This window comes from Pseudomonas sp. PWP3-1b2, from assembly GCF_049896045.1.
Lineage (GTDB): Bacteria > Pseudomonadota > Gammaproteobacteria > Pseudomonadales > Pseudomonadaceae > Aquipseudomonas > Aquipseudomonas antarctica_B.
The window spans coordinates 48,468-65,460 of sequence record NZ_JAFCTN010000005.1 but is presented as its reverse complement, the minus strand read 5'-3'; the positions used below and the strand labels follow the sequence as shown (position 1 = coordinate 65,460).

16 protein-coding genes are annotated in these 16,993 nt (G+C 61.0%); 9 read left to right on the top strand and 7 right to left on the bottom strand.

What is annotated here, in order from left to right:
* Positions 1-160 precede the first annotated feature (160 nt).
* From rpoH to ftsY, 4 genes are all read right to left on the bottom strand, one after another.
* Positions 161-1,015: an RNA polymerase sigma factor RpoH gene (gene rpoH / locus ACP7A2_RS04985; RefSeq protein WP_003176698.1), complete on the bottom strand. Its 855-nt coding sequence runs from the start codon at positions 1,013-1,015 to the stop codon at positions 161-163.
* Positions 1,016-1,151: 136 nt separating this feature from the next.
* A complete protein-coding gene (gene ftsX, locus ACP7A2_RS04980) occupies positions 1,152-2,174 on the bottom strand; it encodes a permease-like cell division protein FtsX (protein WP_348056972.1) in 1,023 nt (340 codons plus the stop codon).
* Complete coding sequence (ftsE, locus tag ACP7A2_RS04975; protein WP_017476533.1) at positions 2,171-2,842, bottom strand: cell division ATP-binding protein FtsE; 672 nt, start codon at positions 2,840-2,842, stop codon at positions 2,171-2,173. The genes ftsX and ftsE overlap by 4 nt, the downstream gene beginning before the upstream one ends.
* Positions 2,839-4,272, bottom strand: a complete 1,434-nt coding sequence (ftsY, locus tag ACP7A2_RS04970) for a signal recognition particle-docking protein FtsY (RefSeq protein WP_426133339.1) — start codon at positions 4,270-4,272, stop codon at positions 2,839-2,841. The genes ftsE and ftsY overlap by 4 nt, the downstream gene beginning before the upstream one ends.
* Before the next feature lie 339 nt (positions 4,273-4,611).
* Here ftsY and ACP7A2_RS04965 point away from each other — a divergent pair, with 339 nt between their 5' ends.
* The 4 genes from ACP7A2_RS04965 to ACP7A2_RS04950 all read left to right on the top strand — a co-directional run bounded on the left by ACP7A2_RS04965 (position 4,612) and on the right by ACP7A2_RS04950 (position 9,341).
* Positions 4,612-5,967 carry a M16 family metallopeptidase gene (locus ACP7A2_RS04965; protein ID WP_426133338.1) on the top strand — a complete coding sequence of 452 codons (1,356 nt, stop codon included), beginning with the start codon at positions 4,612-4,614 and terminating at the stop codon, positions 5,965-5,967.
* Positions 5,960-7,450: a M16 family metallopeptidase gene (locus ACP7A2_RS04960; RefSeq protein ID WP_426133337.1), complete on the top strand. Its 1,491-nt coding sequence runs from the start codon at positions 5,960-5,962 to the stop codon at positions 7,448-7,450. Before ACP7A2_RS04965 ends, ACP7A2_RS04960 begins: the two co-directional genes overlap by 8 nt.
* Positions 7,450-8,067, top strand: a complete 618-nt coding sequence (gene rsmD / locus ACP7A2_RS04955; protein WP_348056966.1) for a 16S rRNA (guanine(966)-N(2))-methyltransferase RsmD — start codon at positions 7,450-7,452, stop codon at positions 8,065-8,067. Before ACP7A2_RS04960 ends, rsmD begins: the two co-directional genes overlap by 1 nt.
* 278 nt (positions 8,068-8,345) lie before the next feature.
* Complete coding sequence (locus tag ACP7A2_RS04950) at positions 8,346-9,341, top strand: hydrolase (RefSeq protein WP_426133336.1); 996 nt, start codon at positions 8,346-8,348, stop codon at positions 9,339-9,341.
* 150 nt (positions 9,342-9,491) lie between these two features.
* On the opposite strand, the gene ACP7A2_RS04945 is transcribed toward ACP7A2_RS04950, so the two are convergent.
* The gene (locus ACP7A2_RS04945) at positions 9,492-10,346 is read right to left on the bottom strand and encodes a sulfurtransferase (RefSeq protein ID WP_426133335.1); all 855 of its coding nucleotides are present in this window, start codon (positions 10,344-10,346) and stop codon (positions 9,492-9,494) included.
* A 33-nt stretch (positions 10,347-10,379) separates the two neighbouring features.
* A complete protein-coding gene (locus ACP7A2_RS04940; protein ID WP_426133334.1) occupies positions 10,380-11,051 on the bottom strand; it encodes a TetR/AcrR family transcriptional regulator in 672 nt (223 codons plus the stop codon).
* 146 nt (positions 11,052-11,197) lie between these two features.
* Between ACP7A2_RS04940 and ACP7A2_RS04935 the strand changes: the two genes are divergently transcribed.
* From ACP7A2_RS04935 to ACP7A2_RS04915, 5 genes are all read left to right on the top strand, one after another.
* Positions 11,198-12,625: a coniferyl aldehyde dehydrogenase gene (locus tag ACP7A2_RS04935; RefSeq protein WP_426133333.1), complete on the top strand. Its 1,428-nt coding sequence runs from the start codon at positions 11,198-11,200 to the stop codon at positions 12,623-12,625.
* 25 nt (positions 12,626-12,650) lie between these two features.
* Positions 12,651-13,196, top strand: coding sequence for a twin-arginine translocation pathway signal protein (locus ACP7A2_RS04930; RefSeq protein ID WP_426133332.1), 546 nt, complete (start codon positions 12,651-12,653; stop codon positions 13,194-13,196).
* Positions 13,197-13,342: 146 nt separating this feature from the next.
* Positions 13,343-14,938, top strand: a complete 1,596-nt coding sequence (locus ACP7A2_RS04925) for a GMC family oxidoreductase N-terminal domain-containing protein (RefSeq protein WP_426133331.1) — start codon at positions 13,343-13,345, stop codon at positions 14,936-14,938.
* A gap of 114 nt (positions 14,939-15,052) precedes the next feature.
* The gene (coaD, locus tag ACP7A2_RS04920) at positions 15,053-15,532 is read left to right on the top strand and encodes a pantetheine-phosphate adenylyltransferase (RefSeq protein WP_426133330.1); all 480 of its coding nucleotides are present in this window, start codon (positions 15,053-15,055) and stop codon (positions 15,530-15,532) included.
* A gap of 272 nt (positions 15,533-15,804) precedes the next feature.
* Positions 15,805-16,056, top strand: coding sequence for a YfhL family 4Fe-4S dicluster ferredoxin (locus ACP7A2_RS04915; protein ID WP_008364838.1), 252 nt, complete (start codon positions 15,805-15,807; stop codon positions 16,054-16,056).
* Positions 16,057-16,178: 122 nt separating this feature from the next.
* Here ACP7A2_RS04915 and mutM read toward each other — a convergent pair whose 3' ends face one another.
* Positions 16,179-16,991, bottom strand: a complete 813-nt coding sequence (mutM, locus tag ACP7A2_RS04910) for a bifunctional DNA-formamidopyrimidine glycosylase/DNA-(apurinic or apyrimidinic site) lyase (RefSeq protein ID WP_426133329.1) — start codon at positions 16,989-16,991, stop codon at positions 16,179-16,181.
* Between the last annotated feature and the right edge of the window lie 2 nt (positions 16,992-16,993).

Genomic DNA, 16,993 nt, shown 5'->3' with positions numbered 1-16,993 from the left:
GCCTGCGATGAGGCCCTGTCAGCCAGCCTTCTGCACACCGGCACACCGCTATCGCAGGCAAGCCAGCTCCCACAGTGTTAAACCGAGTTGGGCTCAGGCTTTTCGGACACAAACAAAAATGCCCCGATCTTTCAATCGGGGCATTTTTTATTGCTGTGTTTTAAGCAGCGATCGACAACTTCAGCTTGTTCATCGCGCTTTTCTCAAGCTGACGAATCCGCTCGGCCGACACGTTGTACTTCTGCGCCAGGTCGTGCAGCGTGGCTTTTTCTTCTGCCAGCCAGCGCTGGTAGAGGATGTCACGGCTGCGGTCGTCCAGCACTTCCAGCGCTTCGTGCAGGTTGTGGTTGGAGTTGTCGCTCCAGTCCGCATCCTCCAGTTGACGCGCCGGGTCGTACCGGTGGTCTTCCAGGTAGTTGGCCGGCGATTGGAAGGCGCTGTCGTCGTCCGCTTCAGCGGCCGGGTCGAAGGCCATGTCATGGCCGGTCAAGCGGCTTTCCATCTCGCGCACTTCACGGGGCTCCACGCCGAGGCTTTCGGCCACGCGGTGGACTTCCTCGTTGTTCAGCCACGCCAGGCGTTTCTTCTGGCTGCGCAGGTTGAAGAACAGTTTGCGCTGGGCCTTGGTGGTAGCCACTTTCACGATGCGCCAGTTGCGCAGGATGAACTCGTGGATTTCCGCCTTGATCCAGTGCACGGCAAACGATACCAAACGCACGCCCATCTCAGGGTTGAAGCGCTTTACAGCCTTCATCAGGCCAACGTTGCCTTCCTGGATCAGATCAGCCTGAGCCAGGCCGTAGCCGCTATAGCTACGGGCGATATGTACAACAAAACGCAGGTGGGCGAGCACCATCTGCCGAGCCGCCCCCAAATCCTGCTCATAGTAGAGACTCTCGGCCAGTTCACGCTCCTGCTCAGGCGTCAGCAATGGAATGCTGTTCACCGTATGCACATAGGCTTCCAGGTTTGCACCCGGGACCAGCGCATAGGCAGGTTGCAAAGAAGTGGTCATACGAAACCTCCGACTTACATAACTCGTGCAGTTCAGCACTGCGAAAATTGACCGAGAACCGTAGGACAAGTTCCCTAAACCACTGATACGGTCAATACAATCGAAACCACATTAATCTGACATTAACGATTTCAAACTACTTCGGTGCCAGCTCACGTAAATGCCGCGCCACCGCAATCCACGCACCGATATACCCCAACAATACTGCGCCAAGCAAGAGGCTCAGACCATCGGCGACCGGCACGCCAGCCAAGGCAAAATCGCTGCCGTAGAGTCCGGCCAGCCCGACAACCGCGTCGTTCAGCCAGTCCAGGCCAAACGCCAGCACGCCCCAGGACAGAAACCCGGCACCCAAGCCATAAAGCGCGCCCATGTACAGAAAAGGACGACGCACATAGCTGTCCGTGCCGCCGACCAGTTTAATCACTTCTATCTCGGTGCGACGGTTTTCAATATGAAGACGAATGGTATTACCTATCACCAAAAGTAATGCAGACACCAACAGCACCGTCAGACCGAACACGAAGCGGTCGCCCAGCTTGAGGATCGCCGCCAGGCGCTCTACCCAGACTAGATCAAGTTGCGCCTGTTGCACCTTCGGCATTTCTGCGAGTTTTTGTCGCAGGGCTTCAAGCGCGGGTTTGTCGACTTCATTCGGCGTCACCAGCACCACGCCCGGCAGCGGGTTCTGCGGCAGCTCTTTGAGCGCCTCACCCAGGCCGGACTGCTGCTGGAACTCCTCAAGGGCCTGATCGCGGCTGATGTACTCCGCATCCGCCACGCCCGGCAGGTTCTTGATATCATCGCGCAAGGATTCGCCGTCTTTGGCGCTGGCGTCGATGTTCAAGTAAAGGGAAATCTGCGCCGCGCGTTGCCAGGAGCCGCCCAGGCGTTCCACATTATTAAGCAGCAGCGACAAACCCATTGGCAGGCTCAAGGCCACGGCCATCACCAGGCAGGTAAAAAAGCTGCCGATCGGCTGTTTGCCCAGACGCCGCAGGCTGTCGAGCAGGCTGGCGCGATGGCTTTCGATCCAGGCGCGCAGCAGCGTGCTGAAGTCCGGGCCGTCGTCTTCGTCTTTTTTCTTCTTTTTCGGTTGTGGGTCGGCCGGTTTCGGCGCCACGCGTTCGGACACTTTAGGGCTGCGGGTAGCACTCATACACCGGCCTCCCCGTCACCGATCAGACGGCCGCGCTGCAGGGTGAGCATGCGGTGACGCATGCGCGCGATCAGCGCCAGGTCGTGACTGGCGATCAGCACGCTGGTGCCCAAGCGGTTAATGTCTTCGAAAACACCCATGATCTCGGCCGCCAGACGCGGGTCGAGGTTACCAGTAGGTTCATCCGCCAGCAGCAAGGCCGGGCGGTGGACGATAGCGCGGGCAATGCCGACGCGCTGTTGCTGCCCGGTGGACAGGTCGCCAGGGTACAAGTCGGTCTTGTCCGAGAGCGCCACGCGCTCCAGGGCCGAATCCACCCGCTTGATGATTTCAGCCTTGGACAGCCCAAGAATCTGCAATGGCAGGGCAATGTTGTTGAACACCGTGCGATCAAACAGCAACTGGTGGTTCTGGAACACCACGCCGATCTGGCGGCGCAGAAACGGAATTTGCGCATTGCTGATGGTGGCCAAATCCTGGCCGGCCAGCAGCAGCTTGCCGGTGGTCGGGCGTTCCATGGCCAGCAGCAGGCGCAACAGCGTACTTTTGCCGGCGCCCGAGTGACCGGTTACAAACAAAAACTCGCCGCGACGCACGCGAAAGCTCAGCTCATGCAAGCCCACATGCCCGTTGGCGTAGCGTTTACCGACCTGTTCGAATCGAATCATGAACGCTCCCGCTCGGCGAAAAGTGCCTGTACAAAGGGTTCGGCTTCAAAGGTGCGCAGGTCGTCGATGCCTTCACCGACGCCGATATAACGAATCGGCAACCCGAACTGTTTGGCCAGGGCGAAGATCACGCCGCCCTTGGCCGTGCCGTCGAGCTTAGTCAATGCCAGACCGGTCAGTTGCACCGTCTGGTTGAATTGCTTGGCCTGGCTGATGGCGTTCTGGCCGGTGCCGGCGTCGAGCACCAGCAACACTTCGTGCGGGGCGTCGGCGTCGAGCTTGCTGATCACGCGGCGCACTTTCTTCAACTCTTCCATCAAGTTGTCTTTGGTGTGCAGGCGACCGGCGGTATCGGCGATCAACACGTCAATGTTGCGCGCCTTGGCGGCTTGCACGGCGTCGAAGATCACCGAGGCGGAATCCGCGCCGGTGTGCTGGGCGATCACCGGGATCTTGTTGCGCTCACCCCAGACTTGCAGCTGTTCCACGGCAGCGGCGCGGAAGGTGTCGCCGGCGGCGAGCATGACTTTCTTGCCTTCCAGTTGCAGCTTCTTGGCCAGCTTGCCGATGGTGGTGGTCTTGCCGGCGCCGTTGACGCCAACGACCAGGATCACGAACGGCTTGTTCGGCGTGATCACCAGCGGCGCTTCAACGGGTTTGAGCATGGCGGCCAGTTCGGCCTGCAGGGATTTGTACAGCGCATCGGCGTCGGTCAGCTGTTTGCGCGCGACCTTCTGGGTCAGGCTCTGGATGATCACGGCGGTGGCTTCGACGCCCACGTCGGCGGTCAGCAGGCGGGTTTCGATGTCTTCCAGCAGTTCGTCATCAATGACCTTTTTGCCGAGGAACAGGCTGGCCATGCCTTCGCCGATGCTGGCGCTGGTTTTGCTCAGGCCTTGCTTGAGGCGGGCGAAGAAACCGGTTTTGCTGGTTTCAGCGGGTGCAGCGACGGGCTCTGACGCTGGCTCGACCTCAACAACGGCGGGCGCAGCGATGACCGCAACAGGCGCAGGCTCTACAACGGCTGGCTCTGGCACTTCAATGCTGGCTGGCGGCGCTTGGACTACAACGTCTTCAACCGGCTCAACCACTACCGGAATCGGCGGCGCCACGTGCTCGGCCTGTACATCTTCAACCAACGCCACGGGCTCTTCAGCCACCGGCAACTGCGGCCACGGTTTGTGCTCAGGCTCAGGCTCGGGCTCCGGTTCAAGCACCGGCTGCAATACCGGCTCAGCCAGGGTCAACACGATCGGCGCAGGCGTTTCAGCGACCGGTTCGGCTTCCACTACAGGTTCAAGGATAGGCTCAGGTTGAACCTGCGGCTGTTCGACGACGGTTTCCTGCGGCTTTTTGCGCAGCCATCCGAACAGGCCTTTTTTCTCGCCAGCCGCAGCTGGGCTCTTTTTGTCGTCGTTGGAACCAAACATGGAGGACGGCTATCTCAAAGTGGCGATGCGCCAGGGCGCCTCGGTAAATAAATTCGATGCAGAACAGACTGCTTTAAGGCTCGCTTGTTCATGCGCAACATTTTGTAAGGCGTAAAATAAAGGCCTTAACGAATCGTTTCAATAAAGGACTGAAGCGACAAAATCGGCGAAAAGTAGAAGATCGTCGGAGAAAACCAACGCCATTTCCTACATTCCTACGACCGAATCCGGGACAAGATGACCGCCGCAGTGGCCGTGTCCAAACCGGATCAGTATCCTAGCACCTCCTCGCCCGCCGACGCTAAGACCAAGCGGGCAGCCCAACAGGTTTAAAAACGAATGAATGCTCTAGCCCGCCGCGCTGCAGGCCTGCTGCTCGGCACAGTTTGTCTGCCCCTTTCAGCTTTGGCTGCCGACCCACAACCCACCCATGAATTCACCCTCGATAACGGCCTGAAAGTGGTCGTGCGCGAAGACCATCGCGCGCCGGTGGTGGTTTCCCAGGTCTGGTACAAGGTCGGCTCGAGCTATGAAACCCCGGGCCAAACCGGTTTGTCCCACGCCCTGGAACACATGATGTTCAAGGGCAGCGCCAAAATCGGCCCTGGCGAGGCCTCGCTGATCCTGCGCGACCTCGGCGCCGAAGAAAACGCTTTCACCAGTGACGACTACACCGCCTACTACCAAGTGCTGGCCCGTGATCGCCTGGGCGTCGCCTTCGAGCTGGAAGCCGACCGCATGGCCAGCCTGCGTCTGCCGGCCGACGAGTTCAGCCGCGAAATCGAAGTCATCAAGGAAGAGCGTCGTCTGCGCACCGACGACAACCCGCTGTCCAAGGCCTTTGAACGTTTCAAGGCCATGGCCTACCCGGCCAGCGGCTATCACACGCCGACCATCGGCTGGATGGCTGACCTTGAACGCATGAAAGTTGAAGAACTGCGCCACTGGTACCAGTCCTGGTACGTGCCGAACAACGCCACGCTGGTGGTGGTCGGCGACGTCACCCCGGACGAGGTGAAGACCCTCGCCCAGCGTTACTTCGGCCCGGTCCCCAAGCGTGATGTGCCACCCGCCAAGGTGCCTCTGGAGCTGGCCGAGCCGGGCGAGCGCTTGCTGACGATGCATGTGCAAACCCAACTGCCGAGCGTGATTCTCGGTTTCAATGTGCCCGGCCTGGCCACGGCCGAAGACAAGCGCTCGGTACAAGCCCTGCGCCTGATTTCCGCGCTGCTGGATGGCGGCTACAGCGCGCGTATCTCCGAGCAACTTGAGCGCGGTGAAGAACTTGTTTCCGCCGCGTCCACCAACTACGACGCTTACACCCGTGGCGACAGCCTGTTTACCCTGAGCGCTACGCCAAACCAGCAGAAGAAAAAGACCATTGCCCAAGCCGAGGCTGGCCTGTGGCGCTTGCTGGATGAGTTGAAAGCCAAGCCGCCGACCACCGAGGAACTGGAGCGTATCCGCGCCCAAGTGATAGCCGGCCTGGTTTACCAGCGCGACTCCATCACCAGCCAGGCCACGGCCATTGGCTCGCTGGAAAGCGTTGGCCTGTCCTGGAAGCTGATGGACACCGAGCTGGCCGACCTGCAAAGCGTGACCCCGCAAGACATCCAGAACGCCGCACGCACCTATTTCACCCGCGAACGTCTCAGCGTCGCCCATGTTCTGCCTGAGGAGACCGCTCATGAGTGATCGCAAAAGCAGCCGTCTGATTTTCCCCGGCCTGGTGGTCGTCACCCTGATCGCCGCGGGCGCCGTGTACTTCCTGCGCCCGAGCGAGTCGGTTGCCAGCCCTGCGCTGGAAAAAGCCCAGTCGGGCAACAAACTGCAATCCCTGGCGGAACTGGACGGCAAGGCGCCGACCAACCGCAAGCTCGACGTGCAAACCTGGACCACCGCCGAAGGCGCCAAGGTGCTGTTCGTCGAAGCCCATGAGTTGCCGATGTTCGACATACGCATCCTGTTCGCCGCCGGCAGCAGCCAGGACGGCAACACGCCCGGCGTGGCACTGCTGACCAACGCCATGCTCAATGAAGGCGTGCCGGGCAAGGATGTCAGCCAGATCGCCAGTGGCTTTGAAGGCTTGGGCGCTGACTTTGGCAATGGCGCGTTCCGCGACATGGCGCTGGTCTCCCTGCGCAGCCTCAGCGACAGCGACAAGCGCGATGCAGCGCTGGCGCTGTTCGACGAGGTGATCGGCAAGCCGACCTTCCCCGCCGACTCACTGGCGCGCATCAAGAACCAGATCCTCGCCGGTTTTGAGTACCAGAAACAGAACCCGGCCAAACTGGCCAGCCTGGAGCTGTTCAAGCGCTTGTACGGCGATCACCCTTACGCTCACCCGAGCGAAGGCACCCCTGAAAGCATCCCGGCGATTACCCTGGCGCAATTGCAGGCGTTCCACACCAAGGCGTATGCCGCTGGCAACGCGGTGATCGCGGTTGTAGGCGACCTGACGCGCGCCGAAGCTGAAGCCATGACGGCCAAGGTATCGGCATCGCTGCCCAAAGGCCCGGCGCTGGCGAAGATCGCCCAGCCGACCGAGCCGAAAGCGGGCCTGAGCCATATCGAGTTCCCGTCCAAGCAAACGCACTTGCTGTTCGCGCAAATGGGCATCGACCGCGCAGACCCGGACTACGCAGCCTTGTCCCTGGGCAACCAGATCCTTGGCGGCGGTGGCTTCGGCACCCGTTTGATGAGTGAAGTGCGCGAGAAACGCGGCCTGACCTACGGCGTCTACTCGGGCTTCTCGCCGATGCAAGTGCGCGGCCCGTTCATGATCAACCTGCAGACCCGCGCCGAAATGAGCGGCGGGACGCTGCGCCTGGTGGAAGACGTGCTGGCCGATTACCTGAAGACCGGCCCGACGCAAAAGGAACTGGATGATGCCAAGCGTGAGCTGGCCGGCAGCTTCCCGCTGTCTACCGCGAGCAACGCCGACATCGTCGGGCAGTTGGGCGCCATGGGGTTCTACAACCTGCCGCTGAGCTATCTTGAGGATTTCATGAAACAATCCCAGGCCCTGACCGTAGAGCAGGTCAAGGCTGCCATGAATAAACACTTGAGCGCCGACAAGATGGTCATCGTGACCGCCGGCCCGACGATTGCGCAAAAGCCACTACCGCCCCCCACTGATAAACCCGCCGAGCAGCCGCTCGGGGTTCCGGAGCATTAATGGCCAGTTCATCTCGCCCGAAAAAACCCGTCCACAACGTTCATAACGGTGTGGGCCAGCTGCGCATCATTGGCGGCGAATGGGGCAGCCGCAAGCTGAGCTTCCCCGACGTCGTGGGCCTGCGCCCGACGCCGGACCGTGTGCGTGAAACCCTGTTCAACTGGCTCGCGCCGTACATCGGCGGGGCCAAGGTACTCGACCCGTTCGCGGGCAGCGGCGCGCTGTTCCTCGAAGCCCTGTCCCGTGGCGCAGCCTTGGGCCAGGCGCTGGACGCCAGCAATGTCGCAGTGTCCAGCCTCAAGGAACACTTGGGCACGCTGCGTTGCACCACCGGGCAGGTGCAAACCGCCGACGCGTTGCGCTACCTGGAAACCCAGCCGGCCAGCCAATACGACGTGGTGTTCCTCGACCCGCCGTTCAACCAGAACCTGTTGCCGACCGTGTGTGCGTTGCTGGAAGAACGCCAATGGCTGGCGCCGGATTCGTGGATCTACACTGAAAGCGAGACCGCGCCTTCGACCCTTGGGCTGCCGGGCGCCTGGCGCCTGCACCGGGAGCAGAAGTCCGGCCGAGTGTATTACGCGTTGTGGCACCGCTTTGTCGAAAGCGCCGCCTGATTCATTTGTGACGAGCGGGCTTGTTGTGGCGAGCGGTCTAATTGTGGCAAGCAGGCTTGTTGTGGCGAGCGGGCTTGCCCCGCGTTGGGCTGCGCAGCAGCCCTAATACCTGCAACCGCGCTCTGCCTGAATAAATGCAGCGATCTTGATAGGGCTGCTGCGCAGCCCAACGCGGGGCAAGCCCGCTCGCCACTACAAGCCCGCTCGCCACAGAAAGCCTGCTTGCCACAACCGAGCTCCACCGTCACAGGTACGTGCGTTTGCCCACAGAGAGTTTCATGAAGCCTTCCTCCGACCTGTTCACCCCCGCCTTCGGCCTCGGCAACCCCCATCTGCAAACGCTGTGGGGCCCATTGTGGCGGCCCACTACCCACATCGAACGCCAACGCGAGCGCCTGTGGCTGGACGACGGCGACTTTCTCGACCTTGACTGGCACGGCCCGCACGACGCACAGGCGCCGCTGGTGTTGGTGCTGCATGGGCTGACCGGCTCATCCAACTCGCCTTACGTCGCTGGCCTGCAAAAAGTCCTCGCCGCGCAGGGTTGGGCCAGTGCGGCGTTGAACTGGCGCGGCTGCTCGGGCGAGCCTAACTTGCTGGCGCGCAGCTATCACTCCGGCGCCAGCGAAGACCTGGCGGCAGCGATTGCCCACCTGCGTGCCAAGCGGCCGTTGGCGCCGCTGTACGCGGTGGGTTACTCCCTGGGGGGCAATGTGCTGCTCAAGCATCTCGGGGAAACCGGCGTGGCGTCAGGGCTGCAAGGCGCAGCGGCGGTGTCGGTGCCGTTTCGCCTGGACCAATGCGCAGACCGCATCGGGTTGGGTTTTTCGCGGGTGTATCAAAAGCACTTCATGCGCGAAATGCTCGCGTATATCCGCGTCAAGCAAAGCCGCTTTGTGCAGGATGGTCGGGCTGACGGGCTGAAAACCCTGGAAGGCCTGGGCTCGCTGGAAAAGATGCGCACGTTCTGGGATTTCGACGGGCGGGTAACTGCGCCGCTGCACGGTTTCCTCAGTGCCGAGGACTATTACCGTCGTGCGTCGAGTCGGTACTACCTGGGCGATATCCGCACGCCAACCCTGATTATCCAGGCTGCGGATGACCCGTTTGTATTCGCCCACAGCTTGCCCGAGGCGAGTGAGTTGTCGGAGTGCACCGAGTTTGAGTTACTGGCGAAAGGTGGGCATGTGGGGTTTGTGGACGGTTCGCTGAAGCGGCCAAGCTATTACCTGGAGCGCCGAATTCCCCAATGGCTGCTGACACAACACAGTTAAAACTGTGGGAGCTGCGGTGCGACGATTCGACTTGCCTGCGATGAGGGAGTGTCAGCTACCTTTTTTGGGGCTGACACACCGCTATCGCAGGCAAGTCGAATCGTCGCACCGCAGCTCCCACAGTTGGATTGGGTTTACACAGCAGACGAATCAGTCACCCGTCGCAATCTGCCGATCGGGATCAGTAATCCACTCACTCCACGACCCTGCATACAACTTGCCCAACGGGTAACCCGCCAAACTCAAGGCAAACAGGTTATGACACGCCGTCACGCCCGAGCCGCAGTAAGCCACCAACTCATCCGGCGAACGCCCCTGCAATTGCGCGGCAAACCGCTGCTTTAGCTGCTCCGGCGGCAGAAAACGCCCGTCACTGCCAAGGTTTTCATTGAACGCTGCGCATTGCGCACCGGGAATGTGCCCGGCGACCGGGTCGATGGGTTCCACGTCGCCACGAAAGCGCGCTTGGGCACGGGCATCGATCAGCGTCAGGCCAGGCTGGCCGAGACGTTTTTGCAAATGCTCGGCGTCCAGCAGTAGGTGATTGTCCGGCGTACCGGAAAAAGTCCCCGGCTCGATCACCGGTGCATCCAGGCTCAGAGGGAAACCGGCCGAGTGCCAGGCCTTGAGGCCACCGTCCAGAATAAACACGCCATCTCGCTTGCCCAGCCAGGCGAGCAACCACCACGCCCGGGCGGCATAGGCGCCTGGGCCGTCGTCGTACAGCACCACGTCGGTGTCGGCATTGATGCCCCACGCGCGCAACTGTCGAACCAGGGTATCGGCCGCCGGCAACGGGTGACGGCCGGTCACGCTTTTGGTCACCGGGCCACTGAGGTGGCGTTCCAAATCAGCGTATTGCGCACCTTCGATATGCCCTTCGGCATAACTGCAGCGCCCGTAATCCGGGTCTTCCAGGGCAAAACGGCAATCCAGGGTCACCAGCCCTCCGGCCTTCTGGCGCTCGGCCAGTTGCTGGGGGCTGATCAGTTGGGCAAGCGGCATGACGGACTCCTGTGAACAGATTCGAGAAAGGTCCTACTTCACTTCTTCCAGTGCCTGATTCAACGGCACATAAAACTCTTTGAACAAGGCGTCTACCGCCTCTTTCGCCTGGGGCGTGACAAACCCCGCCTCCAGCAACAGCACCTGATACACCCCGCGCTTGATTGCTTCGGCGCTCAAGTGGGCGGAATTTTCATTGGTGGTGCACAGGAAACGCACCCAGGAGGTGAGGATGATCCAGGCATTGAGCGTCAGGGCCTCAGTTTGCACCGGGTCCATATTGAGGATGCCGGCGTCGACAAACCCTTGGTAAATCGCAGCGGCTTGACTCAGGCAGCGCTGAGAGAAGCGCCGGTAGCTGGTGGCCAATTCCGGGTCACTGTCCAGCATGTGTTCGAGGTCGCGGTGCAGGAAACGGTAACGCCACATGCCCGCCAGCACGGCTTGCAGGTAAAAGCGTTTGTCTTCGACCGTGACGGCTCGGCCCTCGGGCGGGCGCAGGAAGCTGTCTACCAGGGCTTCGTACTCACGAAACAGCACGGCGATAATCGCCTGCTTGTTGGGGAAGTGGTAGTACAGGTTGCCCGGGGAAATTTCCATGTGAGCGGCAATATGGTTGGTGCTGACACTGCGCTCGCCCTGCTGGTTAAACAGCTCCAGGCTGGTTTGCACAATGCGTTCGCTGGTCTTAATTCGTGGCGCCATAGGGGATCAGCTTCCATACACGTGATGAAGCATCTTACGGTCTATCCTCAACGGGATGAATCCGCAGGTTGATGCAACGACATTTGACAACTTAGAGCAATAACTCTAAAAATCCAGGCAGACCTATAACAATCGGGAACTGCGCCATGCCTGCCAACGTCGCCTATCTGCACGATCCCCAGGCGCTGGACGAACTCCAACACCTGTTCGACGCCCAACGCCGCGCCTATGCCGCCAACCCGATGCCACCGGCTGCGCAACGTCAACAATGGCTCAAAGCCTTGCGCGACCTGCTCAGCGACGAACGTCAGTCGTTAATAGACGCGATCAGCAGTGACTTCAGCAACCGCAGCGCAGATGAAACCCTGTTCGCCGAACTTATGCCCAGTCTGCACAGCATTCACTATGCCAGCAAACACCTCAAAGGCTGGATGAAACCTTCCCGGCGGGCGGTGGGCATTGCGTTTCAGCCGGCGTCGGCCAAAGTCATTTATCAGCCATTGGGCGTGGTCGGCGTGATCGTGCCGTGGAACTACCCGTTGTATTTGGCCATTGGCCCGCTGGTGGGCGCCCTCGCTGCCGGTAACCGGGTAATGCTCAAGCTCAGCGAATCCACGCCCGCGACCGGTAAACTGCTCAAGGCGCTGCTGGCGAAAGTCTTCCCCGAGGACCTGGTGTGCGTGGTGCTCGGCGAAGCCGATATGGGCGTTGCATTCTCCAGTTTACGTTTCGATCACCTGCTGTTCACCGGCGCCACCAGCATCGGCAAGCACGTGATGCGCGCCGCCGCCGAAAACCTGACCCCCGTCACGCTGGAACTGGGCGGCAAATCGCCGGCCATCGTTTCCGCCGACGTGCCGCTCAAGGACGCTGCCGAGCGCATCGCTTTCGGTAAAGCCCTGAACGCCGGGCAAACCTGTGTGGCGCCGGACTACGTGCTGGTGCCGGAAGATCGCGTTGAAGGTTTCGTCGAGGCTTACACCACCGCCGTGCGCGGGTTTTATCCCACGCTCGTCGACAACCCGGACTACACCGCCATCATCAATGAACGGCAACTGGCCAGGCTCAATGCCTACATCAAGGACGCCACGGACAAAGGCGCCACCCTCATTCCCCTCTACGAGCAAAGCCAGGCAAGGCGCATGGCTCACAGCCTGTTGCTGAACGTCAGCGATGAGATGACGGTGATGCAGGACGAAATTTTCGGTCCGGTGCTGCCGATAGTGCCTTATCGCGGCATTGACCAGGCGTTTGCCTACATCAACGCACGGCCGCGCCCACTGGCCCTGTACTACTTCGGCTACAACAAGCGTGAACAGAACCGCGTACTTCACGAAACCCATTCCGGCGGCGTGTGCCTGAACGACACGTTGCTGCACGTGGCTCAGGACGACATGCCGTTTGGCGGCATCGGCCCGTCGGGCATGGGCCATTACCACGGCCATGAAGGGTTTCTGACGTTCAGCAAGGCCAAGGGTGTGTTGGTCAAGCAACGCCTGAACGCGGCGAAATTGATTTACCCGCCCTACGGTAAATCCATCCAGAAGCTGATCCAGACGTTGTTTATCCGCTGATAGCGCCACTCACGGGACCCAAACAATGAACCCCAGCCTGACTGACTCACCTGCGCTGTCGCGGCGCGGCGTTTTGAAAATCGGCCTGTGCGCCAGCGCGTTCCTGGCCACCGCCGGGCTGGGCGCGAGCCTCAGTGGCTGCTCCAGCAGCACGCCGGCCACTGGTTTTGCCATGTTGCGCAGCAGTGACTTGCCGTTTTTACGCGCGGTGATCCCGGTACTGCTCGAAGGTGCGGCCAGCGTCGAGGAGGTGGTTGCCGGCATCGAAGACACCCTGAAAAAGCTCGACTACAGCCTGCAGCACCTGTCGCCAGAGATGTTCAAGCTCACCCAGCAGTTGTTTGACGTGCTGGGCATGGGCATCACCCGAGGCCCGTTGACCGGTATCTGGGGCAGCTGGGAAAACGCCAGCGCCGAGCAGATCCGCAGCTTCCTGCACCGCTGGGAAAACAGCTACCTGAACCTGCTGCGCATGGGCCAGGGCTCGCTGCTCAAGCTGGTGATCATGGCCTGGTACTTCCGGCCTGCGGCGTGGGTGCATTGCGGCTACCCCGGCCCACCAAAGATCTAGCCCTGATACCCCAATTCACTGTGGGAGCTGGCTTGCCTGCGATCGCGGTATATCAGCAAAGAATGTGTCGGCAGGCAGACCGCTATCGCAGGCAAGCCAGCTCCCACAGTGACTGCAACTTCGTATAAAAATAAGAGAGCAACCCCATGCCCGTACCCGATCTGTTCCGCGACGGCCTGGCCCGTGGCTGGAAAACCCACAACGGCGCCGCCCTCGGCGGCGACCTGACCCTGGAAGCCGACGTGGCGATCATCGGCAGCGGCGCTGGTGGCGGTACCACAGCGGAAATCCTCAGCGCCGCTGGCTACAAGGTGTTGCTGATCGAAGAAGGCCCGCTCAAGACCAGCAGCGATTTCAAGCTGCTTGAAGACGAGGCCTACGCCAGCCTGTACCAGGAAGGCATCGGCCGCATGAGCAAGGACGGCGCGATCACTATCCTGCAGGGCCGGGCGGTGGGCGGCACCACGCTGATCAACTGGACGTCCAGTTTCCGCACGCCCGACGCTACCCTCGCCCACTGGGCCAGCGAATACGCGGTGAAGGGCCACAGCAGCCTGGAGATGGCGCCTTGGTTCGAGAAAATGGAACAGCGCCTGGGCATCGCGCCCTGGGCCATCCCACCCAACGCCAACAATGATGTGATCCGCAAAGGCTGCGAAAAACTCGGCTACAGCTGGCACGTGATCCCGCGCAATGTACGCGGCTGTTTCAACCTGGGGTATTGCGGCATGGGCTGCCCGGTCAATGCCAAGCAGTCGATGCTGGTGACCACTATTCCATCGGCCCTGGAAAACGGCGGCGAACTGCTCTACCTGGCCCGCGCCGAACGCCTCAACTACAGCGGCGACACCATCAGCAGCCTCCACTGCGTGGCGATGGACGAGCGTTGCGTGGCACCCACGGGGCGCAACATTACGGTCAAGGCCAAGCATTACGTACTGTCGGGTGGCGGCATCAACAGCCCGGCACTGCTGATGCGCTCGGACGCGCCCGACCCGCATTCACGGCTCGGCAAGCGTACCTTTCTGCACCTGGTGAATTTCTCCGCAGGGCTGTTCGACGAGGTGATCAACCCGTTCTATGGCGCGCCTCAGTCGATTTATTCCGACCACTTCCAATGGCTGGATGGCACCACCGGCAAAATGTCTTACAAGCTGGAGGCGCCGCCCCTGCACCCGGGCTTGGCAAGTACGTTGTTCGGCGGCTACGGCACGCAAAACGCGCTGGACATGCGCCAACTGCCTCACACCCACGCCATGCTCGCATTGCTGCGCGACGGGTTTCACCCCGACAGCCCCGGCGGCACCGTGGAGTTGCGCGGGGACGGCACGCCGGTGCTGGATTATCAGGTATCGGCTTATGCCTGGGACGGCCTGCGCCGGGCCTTTCATACCATGGCCGAGATTCAGTTCGCGGCAGGCGCCAAGTCGGTCAAGCCACTGCACCACGATGCGCGCTACGTGACCACGCTGGCCGAAGCCAAAAGCATGATTGACGGGCTGAGCCTGGAACTGCATCGCACCACGCTGGGCAGCGCCCATGTGATGGGCGGTTGTGCCATGGGCGAAGACCCGAAACATGCAGTCGCCGACAGCCTCGGGCGACATCACCAACTGCGCAACCTGTCGATCCACGATGGCTCGCTATTCCCCACCAGCATTGGGGCTAACCCGCAATTGTCGGTCTACGGTTTGACTGCGCAACTGGCGAGCGCATTGGCCGAACGTCTGAAAACAGCGTGAAAAAACACGCTATTCGCGGTGTCTATTCGGCTTTCTTATGCATAAGTTGACTTGGCCGACCGGGACGGCTGCGATACCATCCGGTTCCCCAACGGACTCCGCCAGGACGACGCGATGAACCGAGTGTTGTACCCAGGTACTTTCGACCCGATTACCAAAGGCCATGGCGATCTGGTCGAACGCGCCTCGCGCTTGTTCGACCATGTGATCATCGCGGTCGCGGCCAGCCCCAAGAAAAACCCGCTGTTTCCCCTGGAACAGCGCGTGGAGTTGGCGCAGGAAGTCACCAAACACTTGCCCAATGTGGAAGTGATGGGCTTCTCGACCCTGCTGGCGCATTTTGCCAAAGAGCAGAATGCCAACGTGTTCCTGCGCGGCCTGCGCGCCGTGTCGGATTTCGAATACGAATTCCAGCTGGCCAACATGAACCGCCAACTGGCGCCGGAGGTGGAAAGCCTGTTCCTCACGCCGTCGGAACGTTATTCGTTCATTTCCTCGACGTTGGTCCGTGAAATCGCCGCTTTGGGCGGGGATATCACCAAGTTCGTGCACCCAGCTGTGGCTGATGCGCTGACGCTGCGCTTCAAGAAGTAGAGGCTTGTTGTGGCGAGCGGGCTTGCCCCGCGTTGGGGCGCGCAGCGGCCCTGAAACCAGGCGGCACGGTTCAGGCTGAAACTATGCGGTGTCTTTACTGGGGCCGCTTCGCAGCCCAATGCGGGGCAAGCCCGCTCGCCACAACAAGCCCGCCCACCACACCAAGCTTGCTGGCCACAGGTCAGACCTGCTCGCACTGCGGGCGCCAATACGGCACAATTGCGCGCATTAGTTTTCAGATGCCTTGGCTGACAGCCCTGGCAGGAGTTTCCATGTCCCTGATCATCACCGACGATTGCATCAATTGCGACGTCTGCGAACCCGAGTGCCCGAACGCCGCGATCTCCCAGGGTGAGGAGATCTACGTGATCGACCCCAACCTGTGCACCCAGTGTGTCGGCCACTACGACGAGCCGCAGTGCCAACAAGTGTGCCCGGTGGATTGCATTCCGCTGGATGAAGCGCATCCGGAATCGGAAGAGCAGTTGATGGAGAAGTACCGGAAGATTACCGGTAAGGCTTGAGGCTTTTTATTGCCTTCAGGGCCTCATCGCAGGCAAGCCAGCTCCCACATTTAGAAATGTGAATACATTCAAAGGTGGGAGCTGGCTTGCCTGCGATGGCGATATCAACCATCACACCGTCATCAGCTCTGGCACCTTGGGCAAAACACACTCGCGCGCTGCCCCAACACCACATTGCGCAATTCTGTCCCGCAGACCTTGCACGCCTCACCGCCCCGGCCATACACATACAATTCCTGCTGGAAATACCCTGGCTGCCCGTCGCCGCCGATAAAATCCCGCAATGTCGTACCGCCACGCTCGATGGCCGCCGCCAGCACGCGCTTGATCTCGATCGCCAGCTTCAAATAACGCCCACGGGAAATGCCGCCGGCGGGCCGACGCGGATCAATCCCCGCCGCAAACAACGCTTCCGTCGCATAAATATTGCCCACGCCCACCACCACCGCGTTGTCCATGATGAACGGCTTCACCGCCATCGAACGCCCGCGGGACAGCTTGAACAGGCGCTCGCCATCAAACAGGTCGGTCAACGGCTCCGGCCCCAGGCGAATCAGCAGTTCGTGGTTGTGCGGGTCCTGGCTCCAGAGCATCGCGCCAAAACGCCGCGGGTCGGTGTAACGCAGGGCCAGGCCCGACTCCAACTCAATGTCCACATGCTCATGCTTGAGCGCCGGCAAACCGGCTTCCACCAAACGCAAATTGCCGGACATGCCCAAATGGCTGATCAAGGTGCCCACTTCGGCGTTGATCAGCAGGTACTTGGCTCGCCGCTCCACTTGCACGATGCGCTGCCCGGACAGGCGCACATCGAGGTCTTCGGGGATCGGCCAGCGCAAGCGCCGCTCACGCACCACCACGCGGCTGACGCGCTGGCCTTCAAGGTGCGGTGCAATGCCCCGCCGGGTGGTTTCGACTTCTGGTAACTCGGGCATGC